At 67.3% G+C, this 24,128-nt stretch carries 28 protein-coding genes; 18 read left to right on the forward strand and 10 right to left on the reverse strand.

All coding sequences use genetic code 11. The features are described from left to right. The first annotated feature begins 34 nt into the window (after positions 1–34). Together C3E99_RS11490 and C3E99_RS11495 are read left to right on the forward strand one after the other, a co-directional pair. Positions 35–406, forward strand: a complete 372-nt coding sequence (locus C3E99_RS11490; RefSeq protein WP_104960363.1) for a dihydroneopterin aldolase — start codon at positions 35–37, stop codon at positions 404–406. Further along, positions 403–1,170: an SDR family oxidoreductase gene (locus C3E99_RS11495; protein WP_076076480.1), complete on the forward strand. Its 768-nt coding sequence runs from the start codon at positions 403–405 to the stop codon at positions 1,168–1,170. The genes C3E99_RS11490 and C3E99_RS11495 overlap by 4 nt, the downstream gene beginning before the upstream one ends. A 33-nt stretch (positions 1,171–1,203) precedes the next feature. Here the strand turns inward: C3E99_RS11495 and C3E99_RS11500 are convergent, their stop codons facing one another. Beyond that, positions 1,204–2,646, reverse strand: a complete 1,443-nt coding sequence (locus C3E99_RS11500; protein ID WP_104959802.1) for an NAD-dependent succinate-semialdehyde dehydrogenase — start codon at positions 2,644–2,646, stop codon at positions 1,204–1,206. 160 nt (positions 2,647–2,806) lie between these two features. Beyond that, entirely contained in the window at positions 2,807–3,406 is a 600-nt protein-coding gene (locus C3E99_RS11505) for a TIGR02466 family protein (protein ID WP_076076485.1), read from the reverse strand. 46 nt (positions 3,407–3,452) lie between these two features. Between C3E99_RS11505 and C3E99_RS11510 the strand changes: the two genes are divergently transcribed. Together C3E99_RS11510 and C3E99_RS11515 are read left to right on the forward strand one after the other, a co-directional pair. Next, complete coding sequence (locus C3E99_RS11510; protein WP_104959803.1) at positions 3,453–4,385, forward strand: SMP-30/gluconolactonase/LRE family protein; 933 nt, start codon at positions 3,453–3,455, stop codon at positions 4,383–4,385. A gap of 17 nt (positions 4,386–4,402) precedes the next feature. Next, positions 4,403–5,086, forward strand: coding sequence for a VIT1/CCC1 transporter family protein (locus C3E99_RS11515; RefSeq protein WP_419964901.1), 684 nt, complete (start codon positions 4,403–4,405; stop codon positions 5,084–5,086). A gap of 170 nt (positions 5,087–5,256) precedes the next feature. Here C3E99_RS11515 and C3E99_RS11520 read toward each other — a convergent pair whose 3' ends face one another. Further along, complete coding sequence (locus C3E99_RS11520) at positions 5,257–5,640, reverse strand: DUF488 domain-containing protein (protein ID WP_076076493.1); 384 nt, start codon at positions 5,638–5,640, stop codon at positions 5,257–5,259. 53 nt (positions 5,641–5,693) lie between these two features. On the opposite strand from C3E99_RS11520, the gene C3E99_RS11525 reads away from it, so the two are divergent. Continuing rightward, a complete protein-coding gene (locus tag C3E99_RS11525) occupies positions 5,694–6,797 on the forward strand; it encodes a DUF2855 family protein (RefSeq protein WP_076076495.1) in 1,104 nt (367 codons plus the stop codon). Between the two features lie 233 nt (positions 6,798–7,030). Next, a complete protein-coding gene (locus C3E99_RS11530; RefSeq protein WP_076078058.1) occupies positions 7,031–7,681 on the forward strand; it encodes an HAD-IA family hydrolase in 651 nt (216 codons plus the stop codon). Between the two features lie 232 nt (positions 7,682–7,913). Here the strand turns inward: C3E99_RS11530 and C3E99_RS11535 are convergent, their stop codons facing one another. Then, a complete protein-coding gene (locus C3E99_RS11535; RefSeq protein WP_076076498.1) occupies positions 7,914–8,726 on the reverse strand; it encodes a universal stress protein in 813 nt (270 codons plus the stop codon). A gap of 57 nt (positions 8,727–8,783) precedes the next feature. Beyond that, positions 8,784–9,686 carry a LysR family transcriptional regulator gene (locus C3E99_RS11540; protein WP_076076501.1) on the reverse strand — a complete coding sequence of 301 codons (903 nt, stop codon included), beginning with the start codon at positions 9,684–9,686 and terminating at the stop codon, positions 8,784–8,786. 88 nt (positions 9,687–9,774) lie between these two features. Between C3E99_RS11540 and C3E99_RS11545 the strand changes: the two genes are divergently transcribed. The 12 genes from C3E99_RS11545 to C3E99_RS11600 all read left to right on the forward strand — a co-directional run bounded on the left by C3E99_RS11545 (position 9,775) and on the right by C3E99_RS11600 (position 18,843). After that, positions 9,775–10,497, forward strand: coding sequence for a CoA transferase subunit A (locus C3E99_RS11545; RefSeq protein WP_076076503.1), 723 nt, complete (start codon positions 9,775–9,777; stop codon positions 10,495–10,497). Continuing rightward, positions 10,494–11,393, forward strand: a complete 900-nt coding sequence (locus C3E99_RS11550; RefSeq protein ID WP_104959804.1) for an HAD family acid phosphatase — start codon at positions 10,494–10,496, stop codon at positions 11,391–11,393. The genes C3E99_RS11545 and C3E99_RS11550 overlap by 4 nt, the downstream gene beginning before the upstream one ends. Continuing rightward, positions 11,393–12,049, forward strand: coding sequence for a 3-oxoacid CoA-transferase subunit B (locus tag C3E99_RS11555; RefSeq protein ID WP_067113663.1), 657 nt, complete (start codon positions 11,393–11,395; stop codon positions 12,047–12,049). The genes C3E99_RS11550 and C3E99_RS11555 overlap by 1 nt, the downstream gene beginning before the upstream one ends. After that, positions 12,033–13,337 carry a serine hydrolase domain-containing protein gene (locus tag C3E99_RS11560; RefSeq protein WP_104959805.1) on the forward strand — a complete coding sequence of 435 codons (1,305 nt, stop codon included), beginning with the start codon at positions 12,033–12,035 and terminating at the stop codon, positions 13,335–13,337. The genes C3E99_RS11555 and C3E99_RS11560 overlap by 17 nt, the downstream gene beginning before the upstream one ends. 684 nt (positions 13,338–14,021) lie before the next feature. After that, the gene (gene leuC / locus C3E99_RS11565; RefSeq protein ID WP_076076509.1) at positions 14,022–15,452 is read left to right on the forward strand and encodes a 3-isopropylmalate dehydratase large subunit; all 1,431 of its coding nucleotides are present in this window, start codon (positions 14,022–14,024) and stop codon (positions 15,450–15,452) included. Between the two features lie 63 nt (positions 15,453–15,515). Beyond that, on the forward strand, positions 15,516–15,959 hold the full coding sequence (locus C3E99_RS11570) for a GxxExxY protein (protein WP_104959806.1): 444 nt from the start codon (positions 15,516–15,518) through the stop codon (positions 15,957–15,959). Continuing rightward, positions 15,956–16,558 (forward strand): 3-isopropylmalate dehydratase small subunit, encoded by a 603-nt coding sequence (gene leuD, locus C3E99_RS11575; RefSeq protein ID WP_076076510.1) that lies wholly within the window; start codon positions 15,956–15,958, stop codon positions 16,556–16,558. Before C3E99_RS11570 ends, leuD begins: the two co-directional genes overlap by 4 nt. 25 nt (positions 16,559–16,583) lie before the next feature. Next, the gene (locus C3E99_RS11580) at positions 16,584–17,579 is read left to right on the forward strand and encodes an NADPH:quinone oxidoreductase family protein (protein WP_076078061.1); all 996 of its coding nucleotides are present in this window, start codon (positions 16,584–16,586) and stop codon (positions 17,577–17,579) included. Between the two features lie 68 nt (positions 17,580–17,647). After that, positions 17,648–17,857, forward strand: a complete 210-nt coding sequence (locus tag C3E99_RS11585) for a DUF167 domain-containing protein (protein WP_083675138.1) — start codon at positions 17,648–17,650, stop codon at positions 17,855–17,857. Between the two features lie 100 nt (positions 17,858–17,957). Beyond that, on the forward strand, positions 17,958–18,251 hold the full coding sequence (locus C3E99_RS11590; RefSeq protein WP_067113334.1) for a hypothetical protein: 294 nt from the start codon (positions 17,958–17,960) through the stop codon (positions 18,249–18,251). A 51-nt stretch (positions 18,252–18,302) separates the two neighbouring features. Further along, on the forward strand, positions 18,303–18,554 hold the full coding sequence (locus tag C3E99_RS11595) for a type II toxin-antitoxin system ParD family antitoxin (RefSeq protein WP_067113337.1): 252 nt from the start codon (positions 18,303–18,305) through the stop codon (positions 18,552–18,554). Beyond that, positions 18,547–18,843, forward strand: coding sequence for a type II toxin-antitoxin system RelE/ParE family toxin (locus tag C3E99_RS11600; protein ID WP_067113340.1), 297 nt, complete (start codon positions 18,547–18,549; stop codon positions 18,841–18,843). The genes C3E99_RS11595 and C3E99_RS11600 overlap by 8 nt, the downstream gene beginning before the upstream one ends. Before the next feature lie 55 nt (positions 18,844–18,898). Here the strand turns inward: C3E99_RS11600 and sdhA are convergent, their stop codons facing one another. From sdhA to ald, 5 genes are all read right to left on the reverse strand, one after another. Further along, on the reverse strand, positions 18,899–20,701 hold the full coding sequence (gene sdhA / locus C3E99_RS11605; RefSeq protein ID WP_067113343.1) for a succinate dehydrogenase flavoprotein subunit: 1,803 nt from the start codon (positions 20,699–20,701) through the stop codon (positions 18,899–18,901). After that, positions 20,698–21,105, reverse strand: a complete 408-nt coding sequence (gene sdhD / locus C3E99_RS11610) for a succinate dehydrogenase, hydrophobic membrane anchor protein (RefSeq protein WP_067113346.1) — start codon at positions 21,103–21,105, stop codon at positions 20,698–20,700. The genes sdhA and sdhD overlap by 4 nt, the downstream gene beginning before the upstream one ends. Then, positions 21,098–21,541, reverse strand: coding sequence for a succinate dehydrogenase, cytochrome b556 subunit (sdhC, locus tag C3E99_RS11615; protein WP_067113349.1), 444 nt, complete (start codon positions 21,539–21,541; stop codon positions 21,098–21,100). The genes sdhD and sdhC overlap by 8 nt, the downstream gene beginning before the upstream one ends. A gap of 1,039 nt (positions 21,542–22,580) precedes the next feature. Continuing rightward, entirely contained in the window at positions 22,581–22,823 is a 243-nt protein-coding gene (locus C3E99_RS11620) for a hypothetical protein (protein WP_067108090.1), read from the reverse strand. A 14-nt stretch (positions 22,824–22,837) separates the two neighbouring features. Then, positions 22,838–23,953, reverse strand: coding sequence for an alanine dehydrogenase (ald, locus tag C3E99_RS11625; protein WP_067108087.1), 1,116 nt, complete (start codon positions 23,951–23,953; stop codon positions 22,838–22,840). Positions 23,954–24,128 lie beyond the last annotated feature (175 nt).

A 24,128-nucleotide genomic window follows, 5' to 3' on the forward strand; every position in this document is an offset into this window, starting at 1 on the left:
AGCCGAATATCGGTCCGACGAACAGGAATTTCTTGTGACCGATCAATTGTGGCTCGAAGTCGACGGGCTGACCGTCCAGGTTCTGACCGGCATCTATTCGGAGGAGACGCACCTGCCGCAGCCGCTGCGCATATCGGTGCGCGCACGGCTGGGAATCGCCGATCATTACGAGCCGACGACACCGCTGAGTGCTTCCAAGAATTATATGCACCTGAAATTCGCGGCGACCGACGGCATTCCCAAGGACGTGCATTTCGTGCTGATCGAAAGCGTCGCCGACCATATCATCGACACGCTGTTCCTGCAGGACGAGCGCGTCGAGGAGGTCGAGGTCAAGATCGTCAAGCTGGCGATCGCCGAGGACGGCGAACGGATCGGCATCACCATGCGGCGGGCGCGACCGTGACGGACGCGCCGCTCGCCCTCGTCACCGGTGGGCTGCACCGGATCGGCGCGGCGATCGCGGCCCGGCTCGCACGCGAAGGCTATGCGCTCGCGATCCACAAGCGCAGCCCGGGACCGGCCGATCCGGCGCTGGCCGCGGCGATCGCCGAGACCGGCGCCGAATGCCGGCGCTTCCAGGCCGATCTCGCCGATCCGGGCGCGACCGAATCGCTGGTGCCGGCGGTGATCGAAGCCTTCGGCCGGGCGCCGTCGCTGCTCGTCAACAACGCCTCGCTGTTCGCCGAGGGCGAGTGGGAGACGCTGACCGGCGCCGCGCTCGCAGAGGCGATGCAGGTCAATCACCACGCGCCCGTGATGCTGGCGCGCGCCGTGGTGGCGGCTCACGCGGGCCGCGCGCGTCCCGCGATCGTCAATATCCTCGACCAGCGCATCGTCCATCCGGTGCCCGACCAGCTCGCCTACAGCCTGTCGAAGCAGGCGCTGTGGCAGGCGACGGCCACGCTGGCGGTCGCCTTCGGCGGCAAGGCGCGGGTCAATGCGGTCGCCCCCGGCCTGACCCTGCCGACCGAGGATTACAGCGATGCGCAGATGGAGCGCCTCGCAAGGCGGATGCCGCTGGGCGCGCTTCCGACGCCGGAAGAGATCGCCGACGCGGTGGCCTGGCTGGCGCGCGCCGGGTCGGTGACGGGGCAGACGATCTTCGTCGACGGCGGCGCGCACCTCGCGCCGTTCGGGCGCGATTTCGTCAGGCTGGAGCGCGATTGAGACGCCTGACGACCTTGGATTGACCCGCTTCCGTCAACAGATATGCACCGCCTTGGTGACGAGATAGCCGTCGAGCCCTTCGGGCCCGCTCTCGCTGCCGAATCCCGATTGCTTGACGCCGCCGAACGGCAGATCGTGCGCGGAGATCACGAAGCTGTTGATCCCGACCATGCCGCTTTCGATGCCGTCGGCGACGCGATTGATGCGCCGGCCGTTCTCGGTGAAGGCGAAGGCGGCGAGGCCGTAGGGCAGGCGGTTCGCCTGCTCGATCGCGTCCTCTTCGGTATCGAACGAGCGCATCAGCGCCATTGGGCCGAAGGGCTCGTTCACCATCGCCTCGGCCTCGATCGGGACATCGGCGAGCGCGGTCGGCTGGAAGAAATAGCCCTCTCCCATCGCCTCACCGCCGGCGATCACGCGCGCGCCTTTGGCGGTCGCGTCGGCGATCATCGCCTGAAGCGCCGGGGCGCGGCGCGCATTGGCGAGCGGCCCCATCTGCGTGTCGGGATCGAGCCCGTGGCCGACCCGCACCCGCTTCGTCCGCTCGGCAAAGCCGCGCACGAAGGCGTCGTAGATGCCCGCCTGCACATAGAAGCGCGTCGGCGAGACGCAGACCTGCCCCGCGTTGCGGAACTTCTGCGCCACCACCCGGTCGAGCGTCGCCTCCAGATCGCAATCGTCGAAGATCAGCACCGGCGCGTGGCCGCCGAGTTCCATCGTGATCCGCTGCACATGATCGGCGGCGAGCTTCATCAAATGCTTGCCGACCGCGGTCGACCCGGTGAAGCTGACCTTGCGGATCACCGGGCTGCCCAGCAGGTGACGGCTGATCATGTCGGGATTGCCGTAGACGAGTTGCGCGGCATCGCCGGGGATGCCCGCATCGGCGATGCAGCGCATCAGCGCGCCGGTGCAGCCCGGCGTTTCCTCGGGCGCCTTGGCGATCACGACGCAGCCCGCCGCGAGCGCCGGCGCGATCTTCTTCGCCATCAGGTTGACCGGGAAATTCCATGGGGAGAAAGCGGCGACGGGGCCGACCGGCTGTTTCAGCACCATCGCGCGTTCGCCCGCCGGGCGCTGGACGACGCGTCCCTCGATGCGCTTTCCCTGTTCGGCGAAATAGTCGAACAGCCCCGCCGCCGACAGCACCTCGCCGCGCGCCTGCGCGATCGGCTTGCCCTGTTCGAGCGTCAGCAGCGTCGCGATATGATCGACGCGTTCGCGAATCAGCCCCGCGACCTTGTGCATCAGCGCGCCGCGCTCGTCGGGGGTCTTCGCCCGCCACGCCGGCCAGCCGCGCGCCGCGGCGGCGAGCGCTTCGTCGAGGTCGGCGGCGGTCGCCACCGGCAGCTCGGCGATCGTGCCCGCGGTCGCCGGGTCGACGACCGGCCGCGCATCGCGCCCCTCGCCGCCCCGCCATTCGCCCGCGATGAAGAGCTGGAGGTCGGCGGTGTAGTCGGCGCTGGTCGCGGTCATGGAAGGCAGTCCTTTCTTGCGAAATCTTCCATTCCCGTTCGCCTTTGACCGAAATCGCGGTGCTCATGGCGCGGCACGGGGTCGAGAGGCCTCTCGACTTCGCTCGACGCGAACGGGATGGGGAAGATGGTTCAGTAGGCGCCGCCCATATAGGAACGGATCAGCGATAGTTGAAGCTGATACTAATCCGTTCGCTTTTCGCGGCATTCGCCACCACTTCGTGCCGCAGCCAGCTTTCCCACAGGAAAATGCGTCCCGGCGCCGGTTCGGCATAGATGAAGGGATGCAGATGTTCGGGCGCATCGTCGGTCCGCCCCGGCGCCGCCATCAGCATCGGCAGCCGCGGGTCCTCCAGCTTGAGCGCGCCCGACCCCGCCGGAACGGTGACGTAGAAGGTGCCCGAGACGACGCTGTGCGGATGGATATGCCCGCTGTGCGTGCCGCCGGGCTTGAGCACGTTGACCCACAGGCTGTCGAGGCGCAGCGGCTTCGCGAGGTCGAAGTGGCAGGCGCGGGCGAACGCCTTCACCTCGCGGTCGAGCAGGCGCTTGAGGTCGGCGAAGGCGGGGTCGCGCTGCGGCAGATCGTCGAGGCTCGCATAGCTGGTATAGCCGCGGTAGCCGTGCGCGCGGCTCCAGCCGCGCCCCGCGCCGTCCTCTTCGGCGAGCAACCGGCAGCTTTGCTCCAGCTCCTCGAGCAGGTCGGGCGTCCCGATGTCGGCTTCATAGAAATGTGTGGCGAAGAGCGTGCGGACAGGCATTATGGGCGCAAAGCACAGCAGGACCACGAGAGCAAGGGAGAGAGGGATGGCCGAGTTCGAACTGATCGCCGACGGATTGCGCTTTCCGGAAGCGCCGGTGGTGATGGACGACGGCAGCGTGATCGTCACCGAGATCGAGGCGCGGCGGATCACCCGTTGCTGGCCCGGCGGCCGCAAGGAGGTGATCGCGGTCCCCGGCGGCGGTCCGAACGGCCTGGCGATCGGCCCCGACGGCAAGCTCTATTGCTGCAACAACGGCGGCTTCAACTATGTCGAAATGGACGGCTATCTGACCCCGCACGGCATCGCCGACGACTATTCGGGCGGCCGGATCGAACGCATCGACATCGAAACCGGCGCGGTCGAGCTGCTGTACCGGACCGGCGATCACGGCGTCACGCTGCGCGGTCCCAACGACATCATGTTCGACGCGAGCCGGGAAAATGGGGGCGGCTTCTGGTTCACCGACCATGGCAAGGTCGATTATGCAAAGCGCTGCCACGACATCGTCGGCATCTTCTATGCCAAGGCCGACGGCAGCTTCATCGAAGAGGTGATCTTTCCGTCGAACAATCCCAACGGCGTCGGCCTCTCGCCCGACGGGACGAAGCTCTATGCCGCCGAAACCTATACCTGCCGCCTGACCCAGTTCAACATCGTCGCCCCCGGCAAGGTCGCCCCCGACGCGGGACCGGGCGGACCCGGCATCCCGCTCTATCGCCCCGCCGGCTATAAATTCTTCGACAGCCTGGCGATGGAGGCGAACGGCAACATCTGCGTCGCGACGATCGGCGAGTGCGGGATCAGCGTCGTGTCGCCCGAAGGCGAACTGGTCGAATTCGTCGCCACCGACGACATCTTCACCACCAACATCGCCTTTGGCGGCGCCGACATGCAGGACGCCTATCTGACCCTGTCGGGAACCGGGCGGCTGGTGAAGACGCGGTGGGCGCGGCCGGGGCTGAAGCTGCGCTATTGAACCGAAGGATGCCATCCATGCACCACGAGACGCATGCCGTCGGCCGCATCGGCTGGCTGCGTGCCGCGATTCTGGGCGCGAACGACGGCATCGTATCGACCGCCAGCCTGATCGCCGGGGTCGCGGCGGCGGGCACCACCCCGGCGACGATCCTGACCACCGGCGTCGCCGGGCTGGTGGCGGGCGCGATGTCGATGGCGGCGGGCGAATATGTCTCGGTCAGTTCGCAACGCGACGCGGAACGGGCCGATATCGCGATCGAGACGCGCGAACTCGCGGCCAATCCCGACCATGAGCTGGAGGAACTGACGCAAATCTATCAGCACCGCGGTCTCGACCGCGCGCTTGCCGAAGCGGTCGCGGAGCAGTTGACCGCGCACAACGCGCTCGACAGCCATTTGCGCGACGAACTGGGACTGACCGAAGCGGCACAGGCGCGGCCGATCGAGGCGGCCGCCGCATCGGCCGCCAGCTTCGCGATCGGCGCCGCGCTGCCACTGCTCGTCGTGCTGCTCGATTCGGGGTCGTCGCTGCCGTGGACCGTGTCGGGCGCGTCGCTGGCCTCCCTTGCGCTGCTCGGCGCGCTCGGGGCGCGGATCGGGCGAGCGCCGATGCGGCGGGCGGTGACGCGCGTGACCTTCTGGGGCGCCTGCGCAATGGCTCTGACCATCGCGATCGGATCGCTGTTCGGCGCGGGCTGATCTAGAGCGGCGAGCCATAAATCTGCACCGTTTGCCCTGAGCTTGTCGAAGGGCCGTCCTTTCTTTTGAGGCCGTAAGAAGAAGGACGGTGCTTCGACAAGCTCAGCACGAACGGACGAGAAGGCGTTTCAGATTTCATGCACGCCGCTCTAGGTCTGTGACCTAAGACCCTACCGCCGCTCTAGCCATTCGCGCAGCGCGACCGCGTTGTTGTGCGCTTCGTCCTTCGCCGCGAAGAGCAGGGTGACGGGGCCCTTCTTCGCCGCCGCGTCGATCTCCGCAAGCGCGGCCGCCACCTCGTCCCCGCCGGCATCGAGCGCGGCGAAATAGGCGTTGCGGAACGCATGCCATGCGGCATCCGATTGCGCGGCGGCGTGATGGAACTGGTCGCGCAGCGCGTCGCTCGGCGCCAGCGCCTTGAGCCACGCGGTCAGATCCGCCTTTTCCTTCGACACGCCGCGCGGCCAGAGCCGATCGACCAGGAAGCGCGCGCCGTCGCCGTCGTCGGGCGGCGCATAGATTCGCTTGACCGCGATTGTCTGTCCTGTCGGCATCTGCAAGAGTATCGGCCAAATCCGCGCGGCAGGCAAGCAGAGGAGACGAAGCGATGAGCGACGGCTGGGCGATCGACATCGATCGCAGCGACATCACACGGGCGAAGCTGGTCCCCGATCCCGCGGCACCGTTGTCCCCGGGGCAGGTCCGCGTCCGCATCGACAGCTATGCGATGACCGCGAACAACATCACCTATGCGGTGTTCGGCCATCCATCGGGCCTGTTCGGAAACGACCAGGGCTATTGGGATTTCTTCGCCGAACGCAACCGCCCCGGCCGCTTGCCGGTGTGGGGTTTCGCGACCGTGGTCGAGAGCACTGCCGACGGCATCGCGGCCGGCGACCGCTTCTATGGCTATTACCCGATGGCGAGCCATGCCGTGCTGGCCGCCGGCGCCGTCGGCCCCGGGGGGTTCACCGACGTGACGCCGCGCCGCACCACCCTGCCCCCGGTCTACAATCATTATCAGCGGATCGAGGCTTTGGGCGATCACCGCGCCGAGCACCATGATTATTGGCCGGTGTTCCGGCCGCTGTTCCTGACCGGATGGCTGATCGCCGACCAGTTCGAGGACGAAGGCGATTATGGCGCCGCGCAGATATTGATCGCCAGCGCGTCGAGCAAGACCGCGCTCGGCCTCGGCTTCTCGCTGGCGCAGCGGCAGGGACCGCGCCCCGAAACGGTCGGGCTCACCAGCAAGGCGAATGTCGCCGATCTGTCCGCACAGGGCATCTACGACCGCGTGATCGCCTATGACGACATATTGACGCTGAACCCCGCGACGCCGTCGGCGCTGGTCGACATGGCGGGCAATGGCGCGGTGACGCGCGCGGTCCACAGTCATTTCGGCGACCGGCTGAAGGCTTCGATCATCGTCGGCAAGTCGCATTGGGACGCCGACGCGGGGCAATCCGCGCTGCCCGGCCCCGAACGGCAGGGTTTCTTCGCGCCCGGCCGCGTGCAGAAGCGCGTCGCCGACTGGGGCGGCGCGGCCTTTGCCGAGCGGATGGCCGGGGCGTGGCTGGGGTTCATGGCCATCGCGCCGCGCCTCGCCCGCATCGATCGCCGCGCCGGCGGCGAGGCGGCGCTCGACGCCTATCGCGAGATGCTGTCGGGCAAGGCCGATCCGAAGGCGGGGATTCTCGTCACCCCCTGACGCGGTTCGGCGATTATCGCTTTCCAGCGGGCGTGTTCCCCGGCGAAAGCCGGGGTCCAGATGGCTTGGCGCTGCCCCGCGTGGACCCCGGCTTTCGCCGGGGAACACGCTCCGCTTGCCCGAAAGGGATTATGCCAAGCGGCTACCGCTGCCGTAACGGCAGGTTGCGGACGCGCCGGAAAGGCGGCCAAATTCGCTTGCGTTCGGCCGCCACCGCGCGGCATGGCGACGCCATGTCCCGATACACGCATGTCATCTTCGACTTCGGCGGCGTCATCACCGCCTCCCCCTTCGAAGCCTTCAACCGGCTGGAGGACGAACGCGGTCTGCCGCGCGATTTCGTGCGCCGCGTCAACGCCGCCGATCCCGACGGCAACGCCTGGGCGAAGTTCGAGCGCGCCGAGATCGAAGCCGCGACCTTCGACCGCCTTTTCGCAGAGGAGGCGAGCCGCTTCGGCCACGCGCTGGAGGGCGAAGCGGTGCTGGCCGTGCTCGCGGGTGCGGTGCGCCCCGCGATGGTCGCGGCGCTCGATACACTCAAGGCAAGCGGCATCGCCATCGGCTGCATCACCAACAATGTGCCGTCGGGTCGGGGCGCGGGCATGGCGCGCAGCGAGGAAATGGCGCGCGAGGTGGCCGCGATCATGGCGCGATTCGACCATGTGATCGAATCGAGCAAGGTCGGGGTACGCAAACCCGACCCCCGCATCTATCGGATGATGTGCGAGGCGCTGGACGTCACGCCGACCGCGTGCGTCTACCTCGACGACCTCGGGATCAACTGCAAGCCCGCCGCCGGGCTCGGCATGCACGCGATCAAGGTGACGAGCGGCGAACAGGCGCTCGCCGACCTGTCGGCCGCACTGGGGATGGAACTGGCGTAGCGGCGGCCGCCAACCCCCAATGAAAGCTGCCGTGTCCCCGCCTTCGCGGGAGCACGGGACCGTTCATTCGGAAGCGAGTCCCCCTTAGAGCGGCGAGCCGTTAATCTCCAACGCTCCATTCCGTTCGTGTCGAGCGAAGTCGAGACACCCATCGTCATGGCGCAAGACCGATGGGTGTCTCGACTTTGCTCGACACGAACGGACAGATGGTTCAGATTTAATGCACGTCCCCTTAATGCGCGAGCAGCAGCGGGAAGCGCCCCTTGGTGACCAGATATTGGGTCGTGCCGCCGAACAGCGTTTCGCGCAGCCGGCTCTTGCCGAAGGCGCCCATGACGATCAGCCCGGCGCCGAGCGCGACGGCCTGTTCCTCCAGCCGTTCCTCGACCGTCGCCGTGCCGCGGTCGACCAGCGTCAGTTCGGCGTGGATGTCGTGGCGCGACAGATAGCGCAGCGCGTCGGTGCCCGGGAAGGCGCCGTCATCCTGGCCGACGGCGACGAGCATCACCGGCCGGCCATCGCGCAACAGCGGCAGCGCGGCCCGCAACGCCGCGGCGGCCTGGGGGCTGCCGTTCCACGCCACCAGTACGGGCGCATCATGGTCGATCGCCTTCGCGCCCTGCGGCAGCGCGAGGACGGGGGCGGGCGTGCTCAGCGCCAGGTCGCCCGCCAGCATCGACGGCGCGCCGCGTCCGTCGCGCGCCTCGCCGGGCAGGCTGACGACCGCCAGGTCGGCCAGCGTGGCGGCCCCGGCGAGCGCGCCGACGATGTCGCCGTCGGCCATCTCGATGTCCCACGGCACGTCCTCCTTGCCGAGCCGGTCGGCAAGCCGGTCTTCGAGCGCCAGATCGTCGGCCTGCGCCCGAGCCAATGCCTCGGCCGCGAAATAGGTGCCGCCGAAGGGATCGAAGCTGACGAACTGCTGCAACGGCGTCGCAATCATCAGCGTGACATGCCCTTCGAACCGGCGCGCGAGGTCGAGTGCGACCTGCAAGCGCCCCTCGAACGCGGCATCATGATCGGCGTGAACCAGAATCGAACGCATCGCGGATCTCCTTCGACTGCCCTGATGATCGATCAATGCACGGCGGGCCGCCCGGGTTCATTGACCGGCGTCAATCTGTGCGACGCGAAGCCGGCTCGCCTCGTCGAAGAGGCGCAGCAGCACCGGTTCGGTATCGACGACGCGCATCGCGACATGGAATTCGATCGGCGCGAGCGCCGGCATCCCCGAAAGCTCGACCAGCGCGCCGCGCGCCATTTCCGCGCGGACCATCGGTTCGGGGAAGATGCCGACGCCGCCGTGCGCCTTGGCGATGTCGATCATCATCCGCGCATTGTTGCACAGGTTGAGCGATTTCTGCGCCACGCGCGACGCGGCGATCGCCTCGCGCATCCGACCGTGGATCGGCGAATGGCTGGCGAGCGACCAGATCGGCACCGACGAGTCGCCGCCGTCGCCAAAGGCCGACGCCACCCGCGGGCTGGCCAGCCAGACCAGCGCGACCGGGCCGATCGGGCTGGTCCGGAGCGCGGGGTGCGCGACCGGCCCGGCGGCGAAGGCCATGTCGGTGCGCCCGGTCAGCAATTGCTGGATCAGGTTGGCGGTCAGGTCGATCTCTATCTCCAGCCCGACGTGCGGCATGTCCGCCTTCATCGCCGCGACAAAGGCCGGCAGGCAGCTCGCCGCCGCGATTTCCCCCGCCCCGATCCGCACCACCCCGCTCGCCTCGGCAAAGCCGCCGCTGCCGAGCAGCGCCTGCTCCATGTCGCGCAGCAGCGGCTCGCAGTCGCGCACCAGCTTGCGCCCCGCCGGGGTCAGCGACATGCCGCGCCCGTCGCGGCGGAACAGCGACGACCCCAGCCGCTGCTCGAGCTCGCGCATGCGCGCCGACACCGCCGGCTGGGTGGTATTGAGGCGCTCCGCCGCCGCCGAAAAGGTGCCGAGCCGGTCGATCCACAGCAGCGTTTCGAGATGGTAGATGGCAATGCGATTGATCGACATTGTTTATGAATAACCGAAAAACACTATGATTAGAATTGATGATTGAGATACGCCAGAGTCGCGCCGACTTGCAAAGGAGCCCCATCACATGGTGAACAAGCGATACCCCGACGCCGCGGCTGCGCTCGACGGGCTTCTGTTCGACGGCATGCAGATTTGCGCGGGCGGTTTCGGGCTGTGCGGCATCCCCGAACGGCTGATCGACGCGATCCGCGATTCGGGGGTCAGGAACCTCACCATCGCGAGCAACAACGCCGGCATCGACGGCGAAGGGCTCGGCAAGCTGCTCCGCACGCGGCAGATCGGGAAGATGATCTCCTCCTATGTCGGCGAGAACAAGGAGTTCGAACGGCAATATCTGGCGGGCGAACTGGAGGTCGAATTCTGTCCGCAGGGCACGCTCGCCGAACGCTGCCGCGCCGGCGGCGCGGGCATTCCGGGCTTCTATACCAGGACCGGCGTCGGCACGCAGGTCGCCAAGGGCAAGGAGGTCAAGAGCTTCGACGGCCAGGATTATATCCTCGAACGCGGCATCTTCGCCGACCTCGCGATCATCAAGGGGTGGAAGGCCGACGAGAGCGGCAACCTGATCTTCCGCAAGACCGCGCGCAACTTCAACCAGCCGATGGCGACCGCCGCGAAGGTCTGCGTCGCCGAGGTCGAGGAGATCGTGCCGGTCGGCAGCCTCGACCCCGACGCCATCCATCTGCCCGGCATCTATGTGAAGCGGCTGATCTGCGGCGCGCCCTACGACAAGAAGATCGAGTTCCGCACCGTCCGCCCGCGTCCCGAAACCGCCGGGGCGGCGTGATGCGCGCCCTGTCCCTCGCGGCGGGCCTGCTGCTCGCGGGATGTGCGTCGACCACCGCAACCACCGCTCCGAAGGCGCTGAGCGACGAGGTCGTCGCCTCGCAGATCGGTGAAAAGCCGACTCCCGCCTCGCCGCCGACGGGCCAGCAATGGCTGTACGGATCGGCGGAAGGCGCGGTCGCGTCGGCGCAGGTCTATCGCGCGCTCGCCGCCTATGTCAGGAACGCCGTGCTTTCGGCGGTTCCCCGCCGCCAGCTCGTGCTAGCCGAAGGATCGACGCCCGCCGCCCCGCGCTTCGACGCCTGCGGCGACAAGCCGCCCGCCGCGGTGTTCGACGCCGACGAGACGCTGATCTGGAACATCGGCGCGATGCGCTACATGGCCGAGCAGCACAAGGATTTCGACCCCGCCATCTGGGACCAGTGGGAAAAGACCGGCGCCGGCAAGGCGATCGCGATGCCCGGCGTCGTCGACGCGCTGGCGGCGATGCGCGCCGCGGGCGTGACGATCATCGTCAACACCAACCGCACCGCGGCCAACGCGCAGGGCACCGAAAAGGCGCTGCGCGCCGCGGGCCTCGGAGAATTCCGGCACGGCGAGACGCTGTTCCTGATGGGCGACACCCCCGACGGCGCGAGCAAGGACGGGCGCCGGGCGCAGATCGCGGCGCGCTGGTGCGTGATCGCGATGGGCGGCGACCAGCTCGGCGATTTCGCACAGGCGTTCAATGCGCCGGGCCTTTCGGTCGCCGACCGCAAGACGCTGGCGACCAGCAGCCCGATCGCCGCCTTGTGGGGCCAGGGCTGGTTCCTGCTGTCCAACCCCGTCTACGGCCCGTCGATCCGCGGCGGCTTTGCCGACATCTTCCCCTCCGACAAGCAATGGGAGCCGAAATAATGGCCGAAGCAACCAAGGGCTGGACCCGCGACGACATGGCGGCGCGCGCCGCGCGGGAATTGCGCGACGGCTTCTACGTCAACCTCGGCATCGGCATCCCGACGCTGGTCGCCAACCATGTTCCCGAAGGCGTCGAGGTGACGCTGCAATCGGAAAACGGCATGCTCGGCATCGGCCCCTTCCCGTTCGAGGGCGACGAGGACCCCGACCTGATCAACGCGGGCAAGCAGACGATCAGCGAACTGCCGCAGACCGTCTATTTCGGGTCGGAGCAGAGCTTCGCGATGATCCGCGGCGGCCATATCGACCTTGCGGTGCTGGGCGGCATGGAGGTGTCGGAGACCGGCGACCTCGCCAACTGGATGGTGCCCGGCAAGATGATCAAGGGCATGGGCGGCGCGATGGATCTGGTCGCGGGGGTCAAGAAGATCATCGTCGTCATGGAGCATAATGCCAAGGACGGCAGCGCCAAGTTCATCCCGGCGTGCACGCTGCCGCTGACCGGCAAGAATGTCGTCGACATGATCGTCACCGACCTTGCCGTCTTCAGGCGCGACGACCATGACAGCCCGTTCCGGCTGGTCGAACTCGCGCCGGGGGTGACGGCGGAGGAAGTCGCGGCTAAGACCACCGCCGCATATGAGGTCGCCATCTAACCACAAGGCCGCGTCGCGCCTTTTCCTCGCCCTGATCGCGATCGCCGCGTTCGGCTTTGCCGGCTGGCTCGGCTTTCGCGTGTCCGGCGGCGACCACGGCCTTGCCAGTGTTGCGATCCCGATGCGGGGTCCGGAAAAGCTGCCCGACACGCCGGCGGAATGGCGCGGCCGGATCGACTATCGCACGTTCGACGAGCAACTTTCCGCGCTCTCGCAGCGGCCCGAAATGGCCGGGCTGGCGGTGGCGGTGGTCGAAGACGGCGAATTGCGCTTCGTCCGCGCCTATGGCGTCGCCGACAAGTCGACGGGCGCGCCGGTCACGCCGCATACGCTGTTCCGCTGGGCCTCGGTTTCCAAGACCGCGACCGGTGCCCTGGCGGCGGCGCTGGCGCGCGACGGCACAGTCGACCTCGATCGCCCGGTCGCCGACTGGCGCACGTCGCTGCGTCTACCGGACGCCGCCGAAGCGCGGATAACGCTCGCCGACCTGCTGTCCCAGCGCACCGGCCTCACCAAGAACGCCTATGACGAGAAGCTGGAGGAAGGGCAGGACCCCGCGCTGCTCCGCGCGAGCCTGGCCGGCGCTCCGCTGCAATGCGAACCGGGCACCTGCCACAGCTATCAGAACGTCGCCTTCGACGGCGCGAACGAGATATTGGCCAAGGCCGCGAACCGGGCTTTCCCCGACACGGTCGAGCATCGTCTCTTCCTGCCGCTCGGCATGGTCAGCGCGGGCTACGGAATGAAGCGGCTGACGGAGGCCAGGGACTGGGCCCGGCCGCACCGCGGCGCGCATGTCCTGCCGGTCAAGGAAGCCTATTGGCGCGTTCCCGCCGCGGCGGGCGTCGAAAGCGACATCGTCGACTTCGCCGCATGGATGCAGGCGATGATGGGAAGCCGTCCGGACGTGCTGCCGGAGGCGGTGTTGCAGATGGCCCATCGCCCGCGCGTCGGCACGGGGCGGCTCTATGGCGGCGCGCTGCGTCAGGCCACCGCCGACGCGGCCTATGGCCTCGGCTGGCGGAGCTTCACCTACGACGGCCACCGGCTCGAAGGCCATTCGGGAGCGGTCGCGGGCTATCGCGCGACGATGATCTTCGAACCGGCGACGCGGACCGGCGTCGTCGCCCTGTGGAACAGCGATTGGGGATTCCCGTTCCGCATCCCCTTCGCCGCGATCGACAGCTACCACAAGCGGGAGGGGACGCGCTGGCTCGACCTCAGTGAACTGCCCCCGGCACGGGGCGGCGCGGTCCGGGCTGCGATCGCCGAGCCGCCGAAAGGCTAGGGCGGATCGACATTCAGAGGATGGCGAGCCGGAGTCGAAGACGACCACAGGTCAAAATGGTGGTTTTTCGGGACCCGGAGCGCAGCGTGCTGATGGCACGTGAGCACCGGAAGCGCGAAAGGCCGCCATTTGCAGGCCGCCAGAGCTGAATGTCGATCTGTCCTAAGGTCTGTGGGGGTTCATCTTGCAACTGTCCTTTATCGTGTGTCCCCGCGAAGGCGGGGACCCATCTGCGGTGGTTTCGAGATGGAACCGGCCGAAGACGGACCCCCGCCTTCGCGGGGGAACACGGCTTTATACAATATCGCGGCGATAAACTCTGAACCCCCACACGCCTTAGCATAATGACATCGGCTGGGTTCGTCACCCGCGAGCGGCGAAGCCGCGCGGCAATCCAGAGTCTCGTAAACCGCCCTGGATTGCTTCCCCCGGATCAGGTCCGGGGTCGCAATGACGAAGCGGGTCAATCCAACGTCATGACGCTCCAAATTCTTGTTTTGCCGTGTTTTCCGACTCGTCAGGTGATTCCACCTGACCTGAAAACACTCCAGCACGCATCGCCGCTGCAAGATCGCCCGGTCTCGCCCCTCCCCCCAAGCAGGGGTGACGATAAGCGCGACCGGAAATTGCGTTTTCCGACCGCCGTTCGCTTGCAAACTTGCGCGAGCGGCTTAAGTGATCCGCATGACTCGGCCCCGCACGCTTTATGAGAAAATCTGGGATGCGCATGTCGTCGAACGGCGCCCCGACGGTACCTGCCTGATCTTCATCGACCGCCACCTCGTCCATGAAGTCACCAGTCCGCAGGCCTTCGCCGGGCTTCGGGCCGCGGGGCGCAAGGTGCGGCGGCCCGACCTGACGCTCGCGGTTCCCGACCACAATCTGCCGACGACCGCCCGCAGGGACGCGGCCGGTCACCGCCTGCCGATCGCCGACCCCGAGAGCGCGGCGCAGCTCGCCGCGCTGGAGAAGAACGCGCCCGAGTTCGGCATCCGCTACATCGACGCGGTCGCGCCCGAGCAGGGCATCGTCCATGTCGTCGGGCCCGAGCAAGGCTTCTCGCTGCCCGGCACGACGATCGTCTGCGGCGACAGCCATACCGCGTGCCACGGCGGCATCGGCGCGCTCGCCTTCGGCATCGGGACGAGCGAGGTCGAGCATGTGCTCGCGACCCAGACGCTGCTGCTCCAGCCGTCGAAGACGATGGAGGTGCGCGTCGAGGGCGAGGTCGGCCCCGGCGTCAGCGCCAAGGACATCATCCTCCACATCACCGGCACGATCGGCGCCGCGGGCGGCACCGGCCACGTCATCGAATATACCGGCAGCGCGATCCGCGCGCTGTCGATCGAGGGCCGGCTGACGATCAGCAACATGGCGATCGAGGGCGGCGCGCGCGCCGGGCTGATCGCGCCCGACGAGACGACCTTCGCCTATCTGAAGGGCCGCCCCTATGCACCGAAGGGCGCCGACTGGGATGCGGCGGTCGAATATTGGAAGAGCCTCGCGACCGATCCGGGCGCGGCCTACGACAAGGTCGTCGTGATCGATGCGGCGGACATCGCGCCGAGCGTCACCTGGGGCACCAGCCCCGAGGACGTCGTGCCGATCACCGGCATCGTTCCCGACCCGGCGAGCTTCGCCGATCCGTCGAAGCAGGCCGCCGCCGCCAAGAGCCTCGCCTATATGGGGCTCGAACCCGGCACCCGCATGCAGGACGTGCCCATCGAGAATATCTTCATCGGCAGTTGCACCAACAGCCGCATCGAGGACATGCGCGCCGCCGCCGCGGTCATCAAGGGCCGCACCAAGGCCGACAATGTCAAATGGGCGATCGTCGTCCCCGGATCGGGGCTGGTGAAAGCGCAGGCCGAGGCCGAGGGGCTCGACCGCATCTTCCTCGACGCGGGGCTCGAATGGCGCGAGCCGGGCTGTTCGGCCTGCCTCGCGATGAATCCCGACAAGGTACCCGCCGGCGAGCGCTGCGCATCGACCAGCAACCGCAATTTCGTCGGCCGTCAGGGCCCGGGCGCGCGCACGCATCTGGTCAGCCCGGCGATGGCGGCGGCGGCGGCGGTGACGGGCAGGCTCACCGACGTCAGGGAGTTGATGCGATGACAGGGCGGTCCCATTCGGGTTCACGCGAAGACGCGAAGACGCGAAGGGAGAAAGGCCGCACCCATGGCTGATGTGGAAGCCATCGCGGCACAGGCGATCGATTGCGGATTTCATATCCATTGCGATCTGGGACCCGGTCTGCTTGAAACGGTATACGAACAAGTGCTCGCCGCCAGCCTCGCTCGGGCGGGTTTGAAGGTCGAGCGGCAGAAACCCGTCAGTTTCACGTTTGACGGAATGCATTTTGCCGACGGTTTTCGTATCGATCTGTTGGTGGAAGACCAGTTGATCGTCGAGATCAAATCTGTCGAAGCCTTGTCCAAGGCACATGGGAAACAAATGTTGACCTATCTACGCTTGATGCAGCAGCCCGTCGGGCTGCTGATGAATTTCGGCGGCGCAACCTTCAAGGAAGGAATCCGCCGTATCGTCAACAATCATACGGCCTTCGCGTCTTCGCGTCTTCGCGTGAACCAAATCGGCGCTGCCGCTGGAGGTCATGCATGACTCCGCTGGACAAGGTCGAGGGCCGTGCGATTCCGCTGGGGCTCAAGAATGTCGATACCGACGTCATCATCCCGGCGCACTGGCTGAAGACCACCAGTCGCGAGGGCATGGGGCGCGGCGCGTTCGAGACGCTGCGCGCCGACCCCGACAATCTGTTCGACCGTCTCGAATACAAGGGCGCGCCGATCCTGATCGCGGGCGACAATTTCGGATGCGGGTCGAGCCGCGAGCATGCCGCCTGGGCGCTCGGCGACCTGGGCATCCGCGTCGTCATCGCGCCGTCCTATTCGGACATCTTCTCGGGCAATGCGGTCAAGAACGGCATCCTTCCAGTCGTGCTGCCCCAGCCGGCGATCGACCGGCTGATGGAGGTCGCCGCGACCGACCCGGTGCACGTCGACCTCGACACGCAGACGGTGACGACGCCCTTTCAGGACCGCTTTTCTTTCGACATCGACCCGTTTCGCAAGATGTGCCTGCTCCACGGCCTCGACGAAATCTCGTTGACCGAAAAGAGCGGCGCCGCGATCGATATCTATGAGCAAAGACTGGCCGAAGATCGTCCGTGGCTGCGCCCCGCGACGATCGACGCCCGATAAAGATAAAGCAGAGGAGATGATGAGGATGAAGGCTCTCTTGTCGACCGCCACCGGCGGTCCCGAAACGCTCGTGCTCGGCGATCTGCCGCGCCCCACCGCCGGCAAGGGCCAGATCGTCATCGACGTGAAGGCCTGTGCGGTCAATTTCCCCGACGTGCTGATCATCGAGGATAAATATCAGTTCCGTCCCGAACGCCCCTTCGCGCCCGGCGGCGAGGTGGCGGGGATCGTCGCCGAAGTCGGCGAGGGCGTGACCGAATTCAAGGTCGGCGACCACGTTCTGGCCGGTTGCGGCAACGGCGGCATGTCCGAAGCGGTCGCGGTCGGGGTTCACAATGTCTATCACCTGCCCGAAGGCCATGACTTCACCGAAGGCGCGGCGCTGCTGATGACCTATGGCACCAGCATCCACGCGCTGGTCGACCGCGGCCACATCAAGGAGGGCGACACGCTGCTCGTTCTCGGCGCCTCGGGCGGGGTCGGCATCGCGGCGGTCGAACTCGGCAAGGCCTTCGGCGCGCGGGTCGTCGCCGGCGTATCGAGCGAGGCGAAGGCCGAGATCGCGCGGCAGGCGGGCGCCGACGAGGTGGTCGTCTATGGCTATCAGCCGTTCGACAAGGATGCCTCGAAGGCGCTGGCGAACACGTTCAAGGAAGCCGTCGGCCCGAACGGCGCCAACGTCATCTACGACGCGGTCGGGGGCGATTATGCCGAACCCGCGCTGCGCTCGATCGCATGGGAGGGCCGCTATCTGGTCGTCGGCTTCCCCGCCGGCATTCCGCGCCTGCCGCTGAACCTGACGCTGCTCAAGAGCTGCGACGTCGCCGGCGTCTTCTGGGGCGCGTTCGTCGCCCGCGAGCCCGAACGCAACCGCGCCAATATCGCGCGGCTGTTCCAGCTTTGGGAGCAGGGCAAGATCAAGCCCCGCGTCACCGAAACCTTCGCGCTGGCCGATGGCGGCAAGGCGATCGCCAGGCTCGGCGACCGCAGCGCGGTCGGCAAGCTGGTCGTGACGATCTGAAATACCGCCCCGACCCCGCGCTGACCGCCGCCCTGCACACGCTCGCCGCGCCCGCCGGGCGGCTGGAGGTGCGCGTCACCCCCGGCGCCAGCCGCGACGAGGTGAAGCTGGCGGACGGCGTCGTGCAGCTTCGCGTCACCGCCCCGCCCGCCGACGGCGCCGCGAACGACGCGGTGCTGCGCCTGCTCGCCGCCGCGCTGGACCGGCCGCGCCGCGACCTGACCCTGGTGCGCGGCGCGGGCGCGCGGATCAAGCTGGTCGCCATTGCGGCGCGCTGAGCCGCCGGGCCGTCGCCGGTCGCCCCCGTCCGTTAACCCTTTGTCAGCGCCTCTCGCCTATCCTGCCGGAGCGTGACCATCGTGCGCAGGGCAGAAAAGCATGGCAACTCGCCGTCCGACGAGGGACTCATATGCCGCGAGCATCGCGAACATTTCGCGCACCCGCCGCGCGCAGCTCGTCGCCGAGTTCGAGGGCGACCTGGGCATCGACCACAAGGAACGCGCCCGCCTCGCCTATGAGGAGAAGCGGTGGCGGGTGATCAAGACGATCATCGTCTGGACCATCGCGCTGATGTTCTTCGCCATCGCCTGCCACAAGCTGTGGCTGATGGGCCAGCAGGTCGACCGCCCCTTCTCCGACCTCGACCCGATCCGGGGCCTGCTGGGCGGATAGGCCGGAGCGCCATTCTGGACGGGGTTACCAAAATTTGGTAACGTGACCGTCATGGCAGCGAAGAACACATCGGTCGCGCTTGGCGAACCCTTTATCGAATTTGCCCGCCGCAAGGTCGAATCGGGCCAGTTTGCGACAACCAGCGAAGTCGTGCGCGAAGCGATGCGGCGCTACATCGCGTATGACGACCGCGTCGAGGCCCTGCGGCGCGAAATCCAGAAGGGCATCGACAGTGGCCCGCCCCGCCCGTTCGACTGGGACAGCTTCATGGAACGAAAGTTCGGCCCCGAAAGCGATGCGTAACATCACCGTCCGCCCCGCGGCGGAGGCCGATATCGACAATGCCGCCGACTACACCATCGAACAATGGGGCATCGAGCAGGCCCGCCACTATATCGGCGATATCCGCCGCGCCATCGAACGCCTCGCGATGGACGGACTACGCCACCCGAAAGAGGCGGACGTGCTTCCGGGCCTGAGACGGGCGCGGAGCGGACATCATTTCATATTCTACCTGATCGACGACGAGCAGGTCGATGTGATCCGCGTACTACACGAACGGCGCGATGCAACGAGGCAACTGAAGGGTTGAGCGCAGGGAGTGGCGCGATTGCCTGCAATCCGCCAACCGCCCTCCCCGCGCCTCCTCAATACACCCGCGCCTTCGGCTCGATATAGGCGACGTCGTCGGACAGCGTATATTCGTGGACCGGGCGATAATCGAGCGTCACCTGGCCGCCCTTGCCGCCCCAGCCGTCGAACCAGCTGATCGTGTGCTTCATCCAGTTCGCGTCGTCGCGGTTCGGGAAATCCTCGTGCGCGTGGGCGCCGCGGCTTTCCTTGCGGTTGAACGCCGAATGCATCGTCACCGTCGCCTGCGCGATCAGATTGTCGAGCTCGAGCGTTTCGACGAGGTCGGTGTTCCAGATCAGGCTGCGGTCGCTGACATGGATGTCCTGCATCCGCGCATAGGTCTGCGCCAGCTTCTCCTTGCCTTCGGCCATCAGTTCGTCGGTGCGGAACACCGCCGCGTGCTGCGACATGGCGCGCTGCATCTCGACCCGGACCTGCGCCGTCGGCGAGCCGCCGCTGGCATTGCGGAAATGGTCGAGCCGGCCAAGCGCCAGATCGGCGCTGTCCTGCGGCAGCGGCGCCTGCGCCGCACCGGGCTTCAGCAGTTCCCTGAGGCGATGGCCGGTCGCGCGGCCGAAGACGACGAGGTCGATCAGGCTGTTCGAGCCGAGGCGGTTGGCGCCGTGGACCGACACGCACGCCGCTTCGCCGACCGCGAACAGGCCGGGGACGACCGCGTCGGGATCGCCGTCGCGCAGCGTCACCACCTCGCCATGATAGTTGGTCGGAATGCCGCCCATATTGTAATGGACGGTCGGCACCACGGGGAGCGGCTGGCGGGTCAGGTCGACGCCCGCGAAGATCTTGCCGCTTTCGGTGATGCCCGGCAGGCGTTCGTGCAGCACCTTCGGATCGATGTGATCGAGGTGCAGATAGATATGGTCGTTGTGCGGACCGACGCCGCGGCCCTCGCGGATTTCGAGCGCCATCGACCGCGACACGACGTCGCGCGACGCGAGGTCCTTCGCCGAGGGGGCATAGCGCTCCATGAAGCGCTCGCCCTCGCTATTGGTCAGATAGCCGCCCTCGCCGCGCGCGCCCTCGGTGATCAGCACGCCCGCGCCGTAGATGCCGGTCGGGTGGAACTGCACGAACTCCATGTCCTGGAGCGCGATACCGGCACGCAGCACCATGCCGCCGCCATCGCCGGTGCAGGTGTGCGCCGAAGTGGCGGTGAAATAACAGCGGCCATAGCCGCCGGTCGCGAGCACGACCGCCTGCGACCGGAAGCGGTGGATGCTGCCGTCCTCCAGGCACAGCGCGATCACGCCGCGGCACGCGCCGTCCTCCATGATCAGGTCGAGCGCGAAATATTCGACGAAGAAGTCCGCGTCATATTTCAGCGACTGCTGATAAAGCGCGTGGAGCATCGCGTGGCCGGTGCGGTCGGCCGCGGCGCAGGTGCGCTGCACCGGCGGGCCGGCGCCCATATTCTGCATGTGGCCGCCGAACGGGCGCTGATAGATGGTGCCGTCGGCGTTGCGGCTGAACGGCACGCCCGCATGTTCGAGTTCGTAGACCGCGGCCGGCGCCTCGCGCACCATATATTCGATCGCGTCCTGGTCGCCCAGCCAGTCCGACCCCTTGACGGTGTCGTACATGTGCCACTGCCAGTGGTCGGGCGTGTTGTTGCCGAGGCTGGCGGCGATGCCGCCCTGCGCCGCGACGGTGTGGCTGCGGGTCGGGAACACCTTGGTGATGCACGCGGTCCTGAGGCCGGCCTCCGCGCTGCCCATGGTGGCTCGCAGGCCCGATCCGCCGGCGCCGACGACGACGGTGTCGTAAGTGTGGTCGATGATCTTGTAGGCGTCGGTCATGCCCCAGCCCCCCCCATGGCGGCTCCGCCGGCAAAAACGATACGGGCGATGGCGAACAGGCCGTAGGCGGCGCCGCCGATCGCATAGAAATTCAGGACGACGAGCGCGAGCAGCCGCGTCGCCTCCCCATGCACATAGTCCTCGATCAGCACCTGAAGGCCGAGCCGCAGGTGCCAGAAGACGCTGACCACCATCAGCGCGAGCGCCAGCGCGACCGTGGGATTGGCGGCCCAGCGCAGCACCGCGCCATGCTCGCCGAGCGGCAGGCGCAGCAGCGAGACGAAGAGGAAGCCGACGAGCAGGACGTTGCCGAGCGCGGTCAGGCGCTGCTGCAGCCAGTGACCGGTGCCGTGATGCGCGGCGCCGAGCCCGCGCACGCGGCCGAGAGGCGTTCCGTTACCCATTGAGCGCCTCCTTGCAGAGATAGAGCCAGGTCGCGGCGGTCGCGAGCGGCGCGGCGACGATCACGATCGTCGACCAGAGCCGGTTCGTCCGAAGCTCGTAGCCCGCACCCGTGTCGAGCAGCAGGTGACGCAGGCCCGAGAAGAGGTGCTGGAAAAAGGCCCAGGTCAGGCCGATCAGCACGACCTTGCCGAGGATGTTGGTGATCTGGTGCACGGTGCCGCCATCGGGATCGTGCCAGACGCAGGCGATGAAGGCCGCATAGGCATCGGGTCCCGCCGCGAGCGCCCCGAGCCACCAGAGGAACATGCAGGCGCCGACGATCGCCAGCCCGTCGCCGCTGACGCGGTGGAGGATCGAGGTGGCCATGTGCGGCCCCCATTTATACACCTGAAGGTGCGGTGCGCGCGGTCGCGCGCCTGGTTGCTTGCCAGCCATATTGCAGCCCCGTCTTGTCAGACTCTATCCGGTCGGTGGGGGCCGGTTAAGCCTTCCTGCCGCGATATGCAATTGCTTAGAGCATGATGACATGAGTTGGGATCGTCATTGCGAGGAGCGAAGCGACGCGGCAATCCAGAGTTGGCGCAAACCGCCCTGGATTGCTTCGCTCCGCTCGCAATGACGAAGGGGGTCAATCCAAAGTCATCAGAGTCCAGGGTCAGGTCCCATCGACATTCCGAAGATGATGAGGCGAAAATGCTGGTTTTTCGCGACTCTGAGCGCGGCGCGCCGACGGCGCGCGCGCCCCGGAAGCGCGAAATGCCGCCATGCGCAGACCATGGACCCCCGGATCGCGTCCGGGGCAGGCTCTGAAACAAGTTCGCAATTATCCCCTTCCGACAGGTGAGCGTTCCCCGGCGAAAGCCGGGGTCCAGATGGCACAGCGCTGCCTCGCATGGACCCCGGCTTTCGCCGGGGAACGCCAGCGTCCCTGTCTCAAGGGTGCAAACGCCAAACAAGTTCAGGGTGACGAATGGGAGAAACCGCGCAGAACGCCAAATCCCGACAGACCATAGAGCGCGATGCGCTCAGATTGACCGCTGGCGTCATGGCGAGCGGAACGAAGCGATCGCCAGCTAGAGCATCGAGCCTTAAATCTGACCCATCGTCCCGTTCGTGTCGAACGGATATGGGGGCGTTGCGGGTTTATGGCACGCCGCTCTAAGGTCTGTGGGGATTCATCTTGCGACTGTCCTTTATCGTGTGTCCCCGCGAAGGCGGGGACCCATCTGCGGTGGTTTCGAGATGGAACCGGCCGAAGATGGACCCCCGCCTTCCGCCTATGGCGGAAATTTATCCTGAGCGCCCGCCCTGCGGGCAGTCGAAGGGCGGGGGAACACGGCTTTATACAATATCGCGGCGATAGACTCTGAATCCCCACACGCCTTAATCGGTCCGTGCAAGGTCGATAGCCGGCGATGGCTTCGCCGCCACGTTCCTCGCAATGCCGAGGAGCGCGCCGGGGCTTCCCGATGTCCTACTTGATCTTGTCGCGATTGGCGTAGAGCAAAGCCGCGAGCACCGCGGCCGAGCCGATGCCGAGGCCCGCCGCGGCTTTCCACGCGATGCCCTTGCGCTCGCTGCGGACGGTGGCGTCCCTCGCGGCGGCTTCGGCCGCTTCCGCGGCTTCCTTCTGCTGCTGGAGTTCGCGCGTCGCGCGCAGCACTTCGTTTTCCTCGTCTTCGGCCGGGGGAGGAGTGGGCTGGCCTTGGTTCGTCATCTCAACTTTCCTGATTAACTTAGCGCCTGTTCGACAGGCACATAGTCGGTTCCGGTCGCTTCCGCTACGGCTTCGAACGTCACCTTGCCATTCCAGACGTTCAGGCCCTGCGCAAGATGCGCATCGCGCCGCAACGCCTCCTTCCAGCCGAGCCCGGCGATGTGCAGCGCGTGCGGCAGGGTGACGTTGTTGAGCGCATAGGTGCTGGTGCGCGCGACCGCGCCGGGCATGTTGGCGACCGCATAATGGACGATGCCGTCGACGACATAGGTGGGGTCGGCGTGCGTCGTCGCACGACTGGTCTCGAAACAGCCGCCCTGATCGATCGCGACGTCGACGAGCACCGAACCGGGGCGCATCGTCCCCAGCATTGCGCGCGTCACCAGCTTCGGCGCCTCGGCACCGGGGATCAGCACCGCGCCGATGACGAGGTCGGCCTCCGCGACGCATTCGGCGAGGTTGGCGCGGTTCGAGAAGCGCGTCTTCGCCCGCGCCTCGAAGAAGGTGCCGACGCGTTCGAGCACCTCGGGATCGCGGTCGAGGATGGTCACGTCGGCGCCGAGCCCCGCCGCCATCTGGGCCGCGTTGAAGCCGACGACGCCGCCGCCGATGATGCAGACCTTGCCGGGCGCGACGCCGGGCACGCCGCCCAGCAGCACGCCGCGCCCGCCGTGCGCCTTTTCGAGCGCGGTGGCGCCGGCCTGGATCGCCATGCGCCCCGCGACCTGGCTCATCGGCTTGAGCAGCGGCAGGCCGCCGTGCGGGCTCGTCACCGTCTCATAGGCGATGCACACCGCGCCCGACGCCATCAGGTCGCGCGTCAGGTCGGGATCGGGGGCGAGGTGAAGATAGGTATAGAGGATCTGCCCGGGGCGCAGCATCGCGCGCTCGGCCGGCTGCGGCTCCTTCACCTTCACGACCATGTCGGCGGCCACGAAGATGTCGGCGGGGGTCGCGACGATCTCCGCCCCTGCTTCCTCATAGAAGCGGTCGTGCGCGCCGATCCCCTCGCCTGCCGCGGTCTCGACCAGCACGCGGTGGCCGTGCGCGACCAGTTCGCGCGCGCTCTCGGGCGTCAGGCCGACGCGATATTCGTGATTCTTGATTTCCCGCGGGGTGCCGATAATCATGGTCGTTCTCCGTCTGCGTCCGGGCCGGCGCGCGCCTCTTCGCCATCCGGTCTTCGCCACCGCCTATACAGCAAACGCGCGGCGCGCGACGAGGGATGACGCATGCATGTGCGCGGCTGGTTAACGGCGAATTTACCACTTTCCCCGCATATCCCTCAGCCATGTATCGCGGGGC

The sequence above is a fragment of the Sphingopyxis sp. MG genome, assembly GCF_002953155.1.
Lineage (GTDB): Bacteria > Pseudomonadota > Alphaproteobacteria > Sphingomonadales > Sphingomonadaceae > Sphingopyxis > Sphingopyxis granuli.

Bases quoted from the DNA above. Each gene is read 5' to 3' on its own strand.
- C3E99_RS11500 (WP_104959802.1), bottom strand. From the start codon at position 2,646: ATGACCGCGACCAGCGCCGACTACACCGCCGACCTCCAGCTCTTCATC.
- C3E99_RS11505 (WP_076076485.1), bottom strand. From the start codon at position 3,406: ATGCCTGTCCGCACGCTCTTCGCCACACATTTCTATGAAGCCGACATC.
- C3E99_RS11510 (WP_104959803.1), top strand. From the start codon at position 3,453: ATGGCCGAGTTCGAACTGATCGCCGACGGATTGCGCTTTCCGGAAGCG.
- C3E99_RS11515 (WP_419964901.1), top strand. From the start codon at position 4,403: ATGCACCACGAGACGCATGCCGTCGGCCGCATCGGCTGGCTGCGTGCC.
- C3E99_RS11520 (WP_076076493.1), bottom strand. From the start codon at position 5,640: ATGCCGACAGGACAGACAATCGCGGTCAAGCGAATCTATGCGCCGCCC.
- C3E99_RS11525 (WP_076076495.1), top strand. From the start codon at position 5,694: ATGAGCGACGGCTGGGCGATCGACATCGATCGCAGCGACATCACACGG.
- C3E99_RS11530 (WP_076078058.1), top strand. From the start codon at position 7,031: ATGTCCCGATACACGCATGTCATCTTCGACTTCGGCGGCGTCATCACC.
- C3E99_RS11535 (WP_076076498.1), bottom strand. From the start codon at position 8,726: ATGCGTTCGATTCTGGTTCACGCCGATCATGATGCCGCGTTCGAGGGG.
- C3E99_RS11540 (WP_076076501.1), bottom strand. From the start codon at position 9,686: ATGTCGATCAATCGCATTGCCATCTACCATCTCGAAACGCTGCTGTGG.
- C3E99_RS11545 (WP_076076503.1), top strand. From the start codon at position 9,775: ATGGTGAACAAGCGATACCCCGACGCCGCGGCTGCGCTCGACGGGCTT.
- C3E99_RS11555 (WP_067113663.1), top strand. From the start codon at position 11,393: ATGGCCGAAGCAACCAAGGGCTGGACCCGCGACGACATGGCGGCGCGC.
- C3E99_RS11560 (WP_104959805.1), top strand. From the start codon at position 12,033: ATGAGGTCGCCATCTAACCACAAGGCCGCGTCGCGCCTTTTCCTCGCC.
- leuC (WP_076076509.1), top strand. From the start codon at position 14,022: ATGACTCGGCCCCGCACGCTTTATGAGAAAATCTGGGATGCGCATGTC.
- C3E99_RS11570 (WP_104959806.1), top strand. From the start codon at position 15,516: ATGGCTGATGTGGAAGCCATCGCGGCACAGGCGATCGATTGCGGATTT.
- leuD (WP_076076510.1), top strand. From the start codon at position 15,956: ATGACTCCGCTGGACAAGGTCGAGGGCCGTGCGATTCCGCTGGGGCTC.
- C3E99_RS11580 (WP_076078061.1), top strand. From the start codon at position 16,584: ATGAAGGCTCTCTTGTCGACCGCCACCGGCGGTCCCGAAACGCTCGTG.
- C3E99_RS11590 (WP_067113334.1), top strand. From the start codon at position 17,958: ATGGCAACTCGCCGTCCGACGAGGGACTCATATGCCGCGAGCATCGCG.
- C3E99_RS11595 (WP_067113337.1), top strand. From the start codon at position 18,303: ATGGCAGCGAAGAACACATCGGTCGCGCTTGGCGAACCCTTTATCGAA.
- C3E99_RS11600 (WP_067113340.1), top strand. From the start codon at position 18,547: ATGCGTAACATCACCGTCCGCCCCGCGGCGGAGGCCGATATCGACAAT.
- sdhA (WP_067113343.1), bottom strand. From the start codon at position 20,701: ATGACCGACGCCTACAAGATCATCGACCACACTTACGACACCGTCGTC.
- sdhD (WP_067113346.1), bottom strand. From the start codon at position 21,105: ATGGGTAACGGAACGCCTCTCGGCCGCGTGCGCGGGCTCGGCGCCGCG.
- sdhC (WP_067113349.1), bottom strand. From the start codon at position 21,541: ATGGCTGGCAAGCAACCAGGCGCGCGACCGCGCGCACCGCACCTTCAG.
- C3E99_RS11620 (WP_067108090.1), bottom strand. From the start codon at position 22,823: ATGACGAACCAAGGCCAGCCCACTCCTCCCCCGGCCGAAGACGAGGAA.
- ald (WP_067108087.1), bottom strand. From the start codon at position 23,953: ATGATTATCGGCACCCCGCGGGAAATCAAGAATCACGAATATCGCGTC.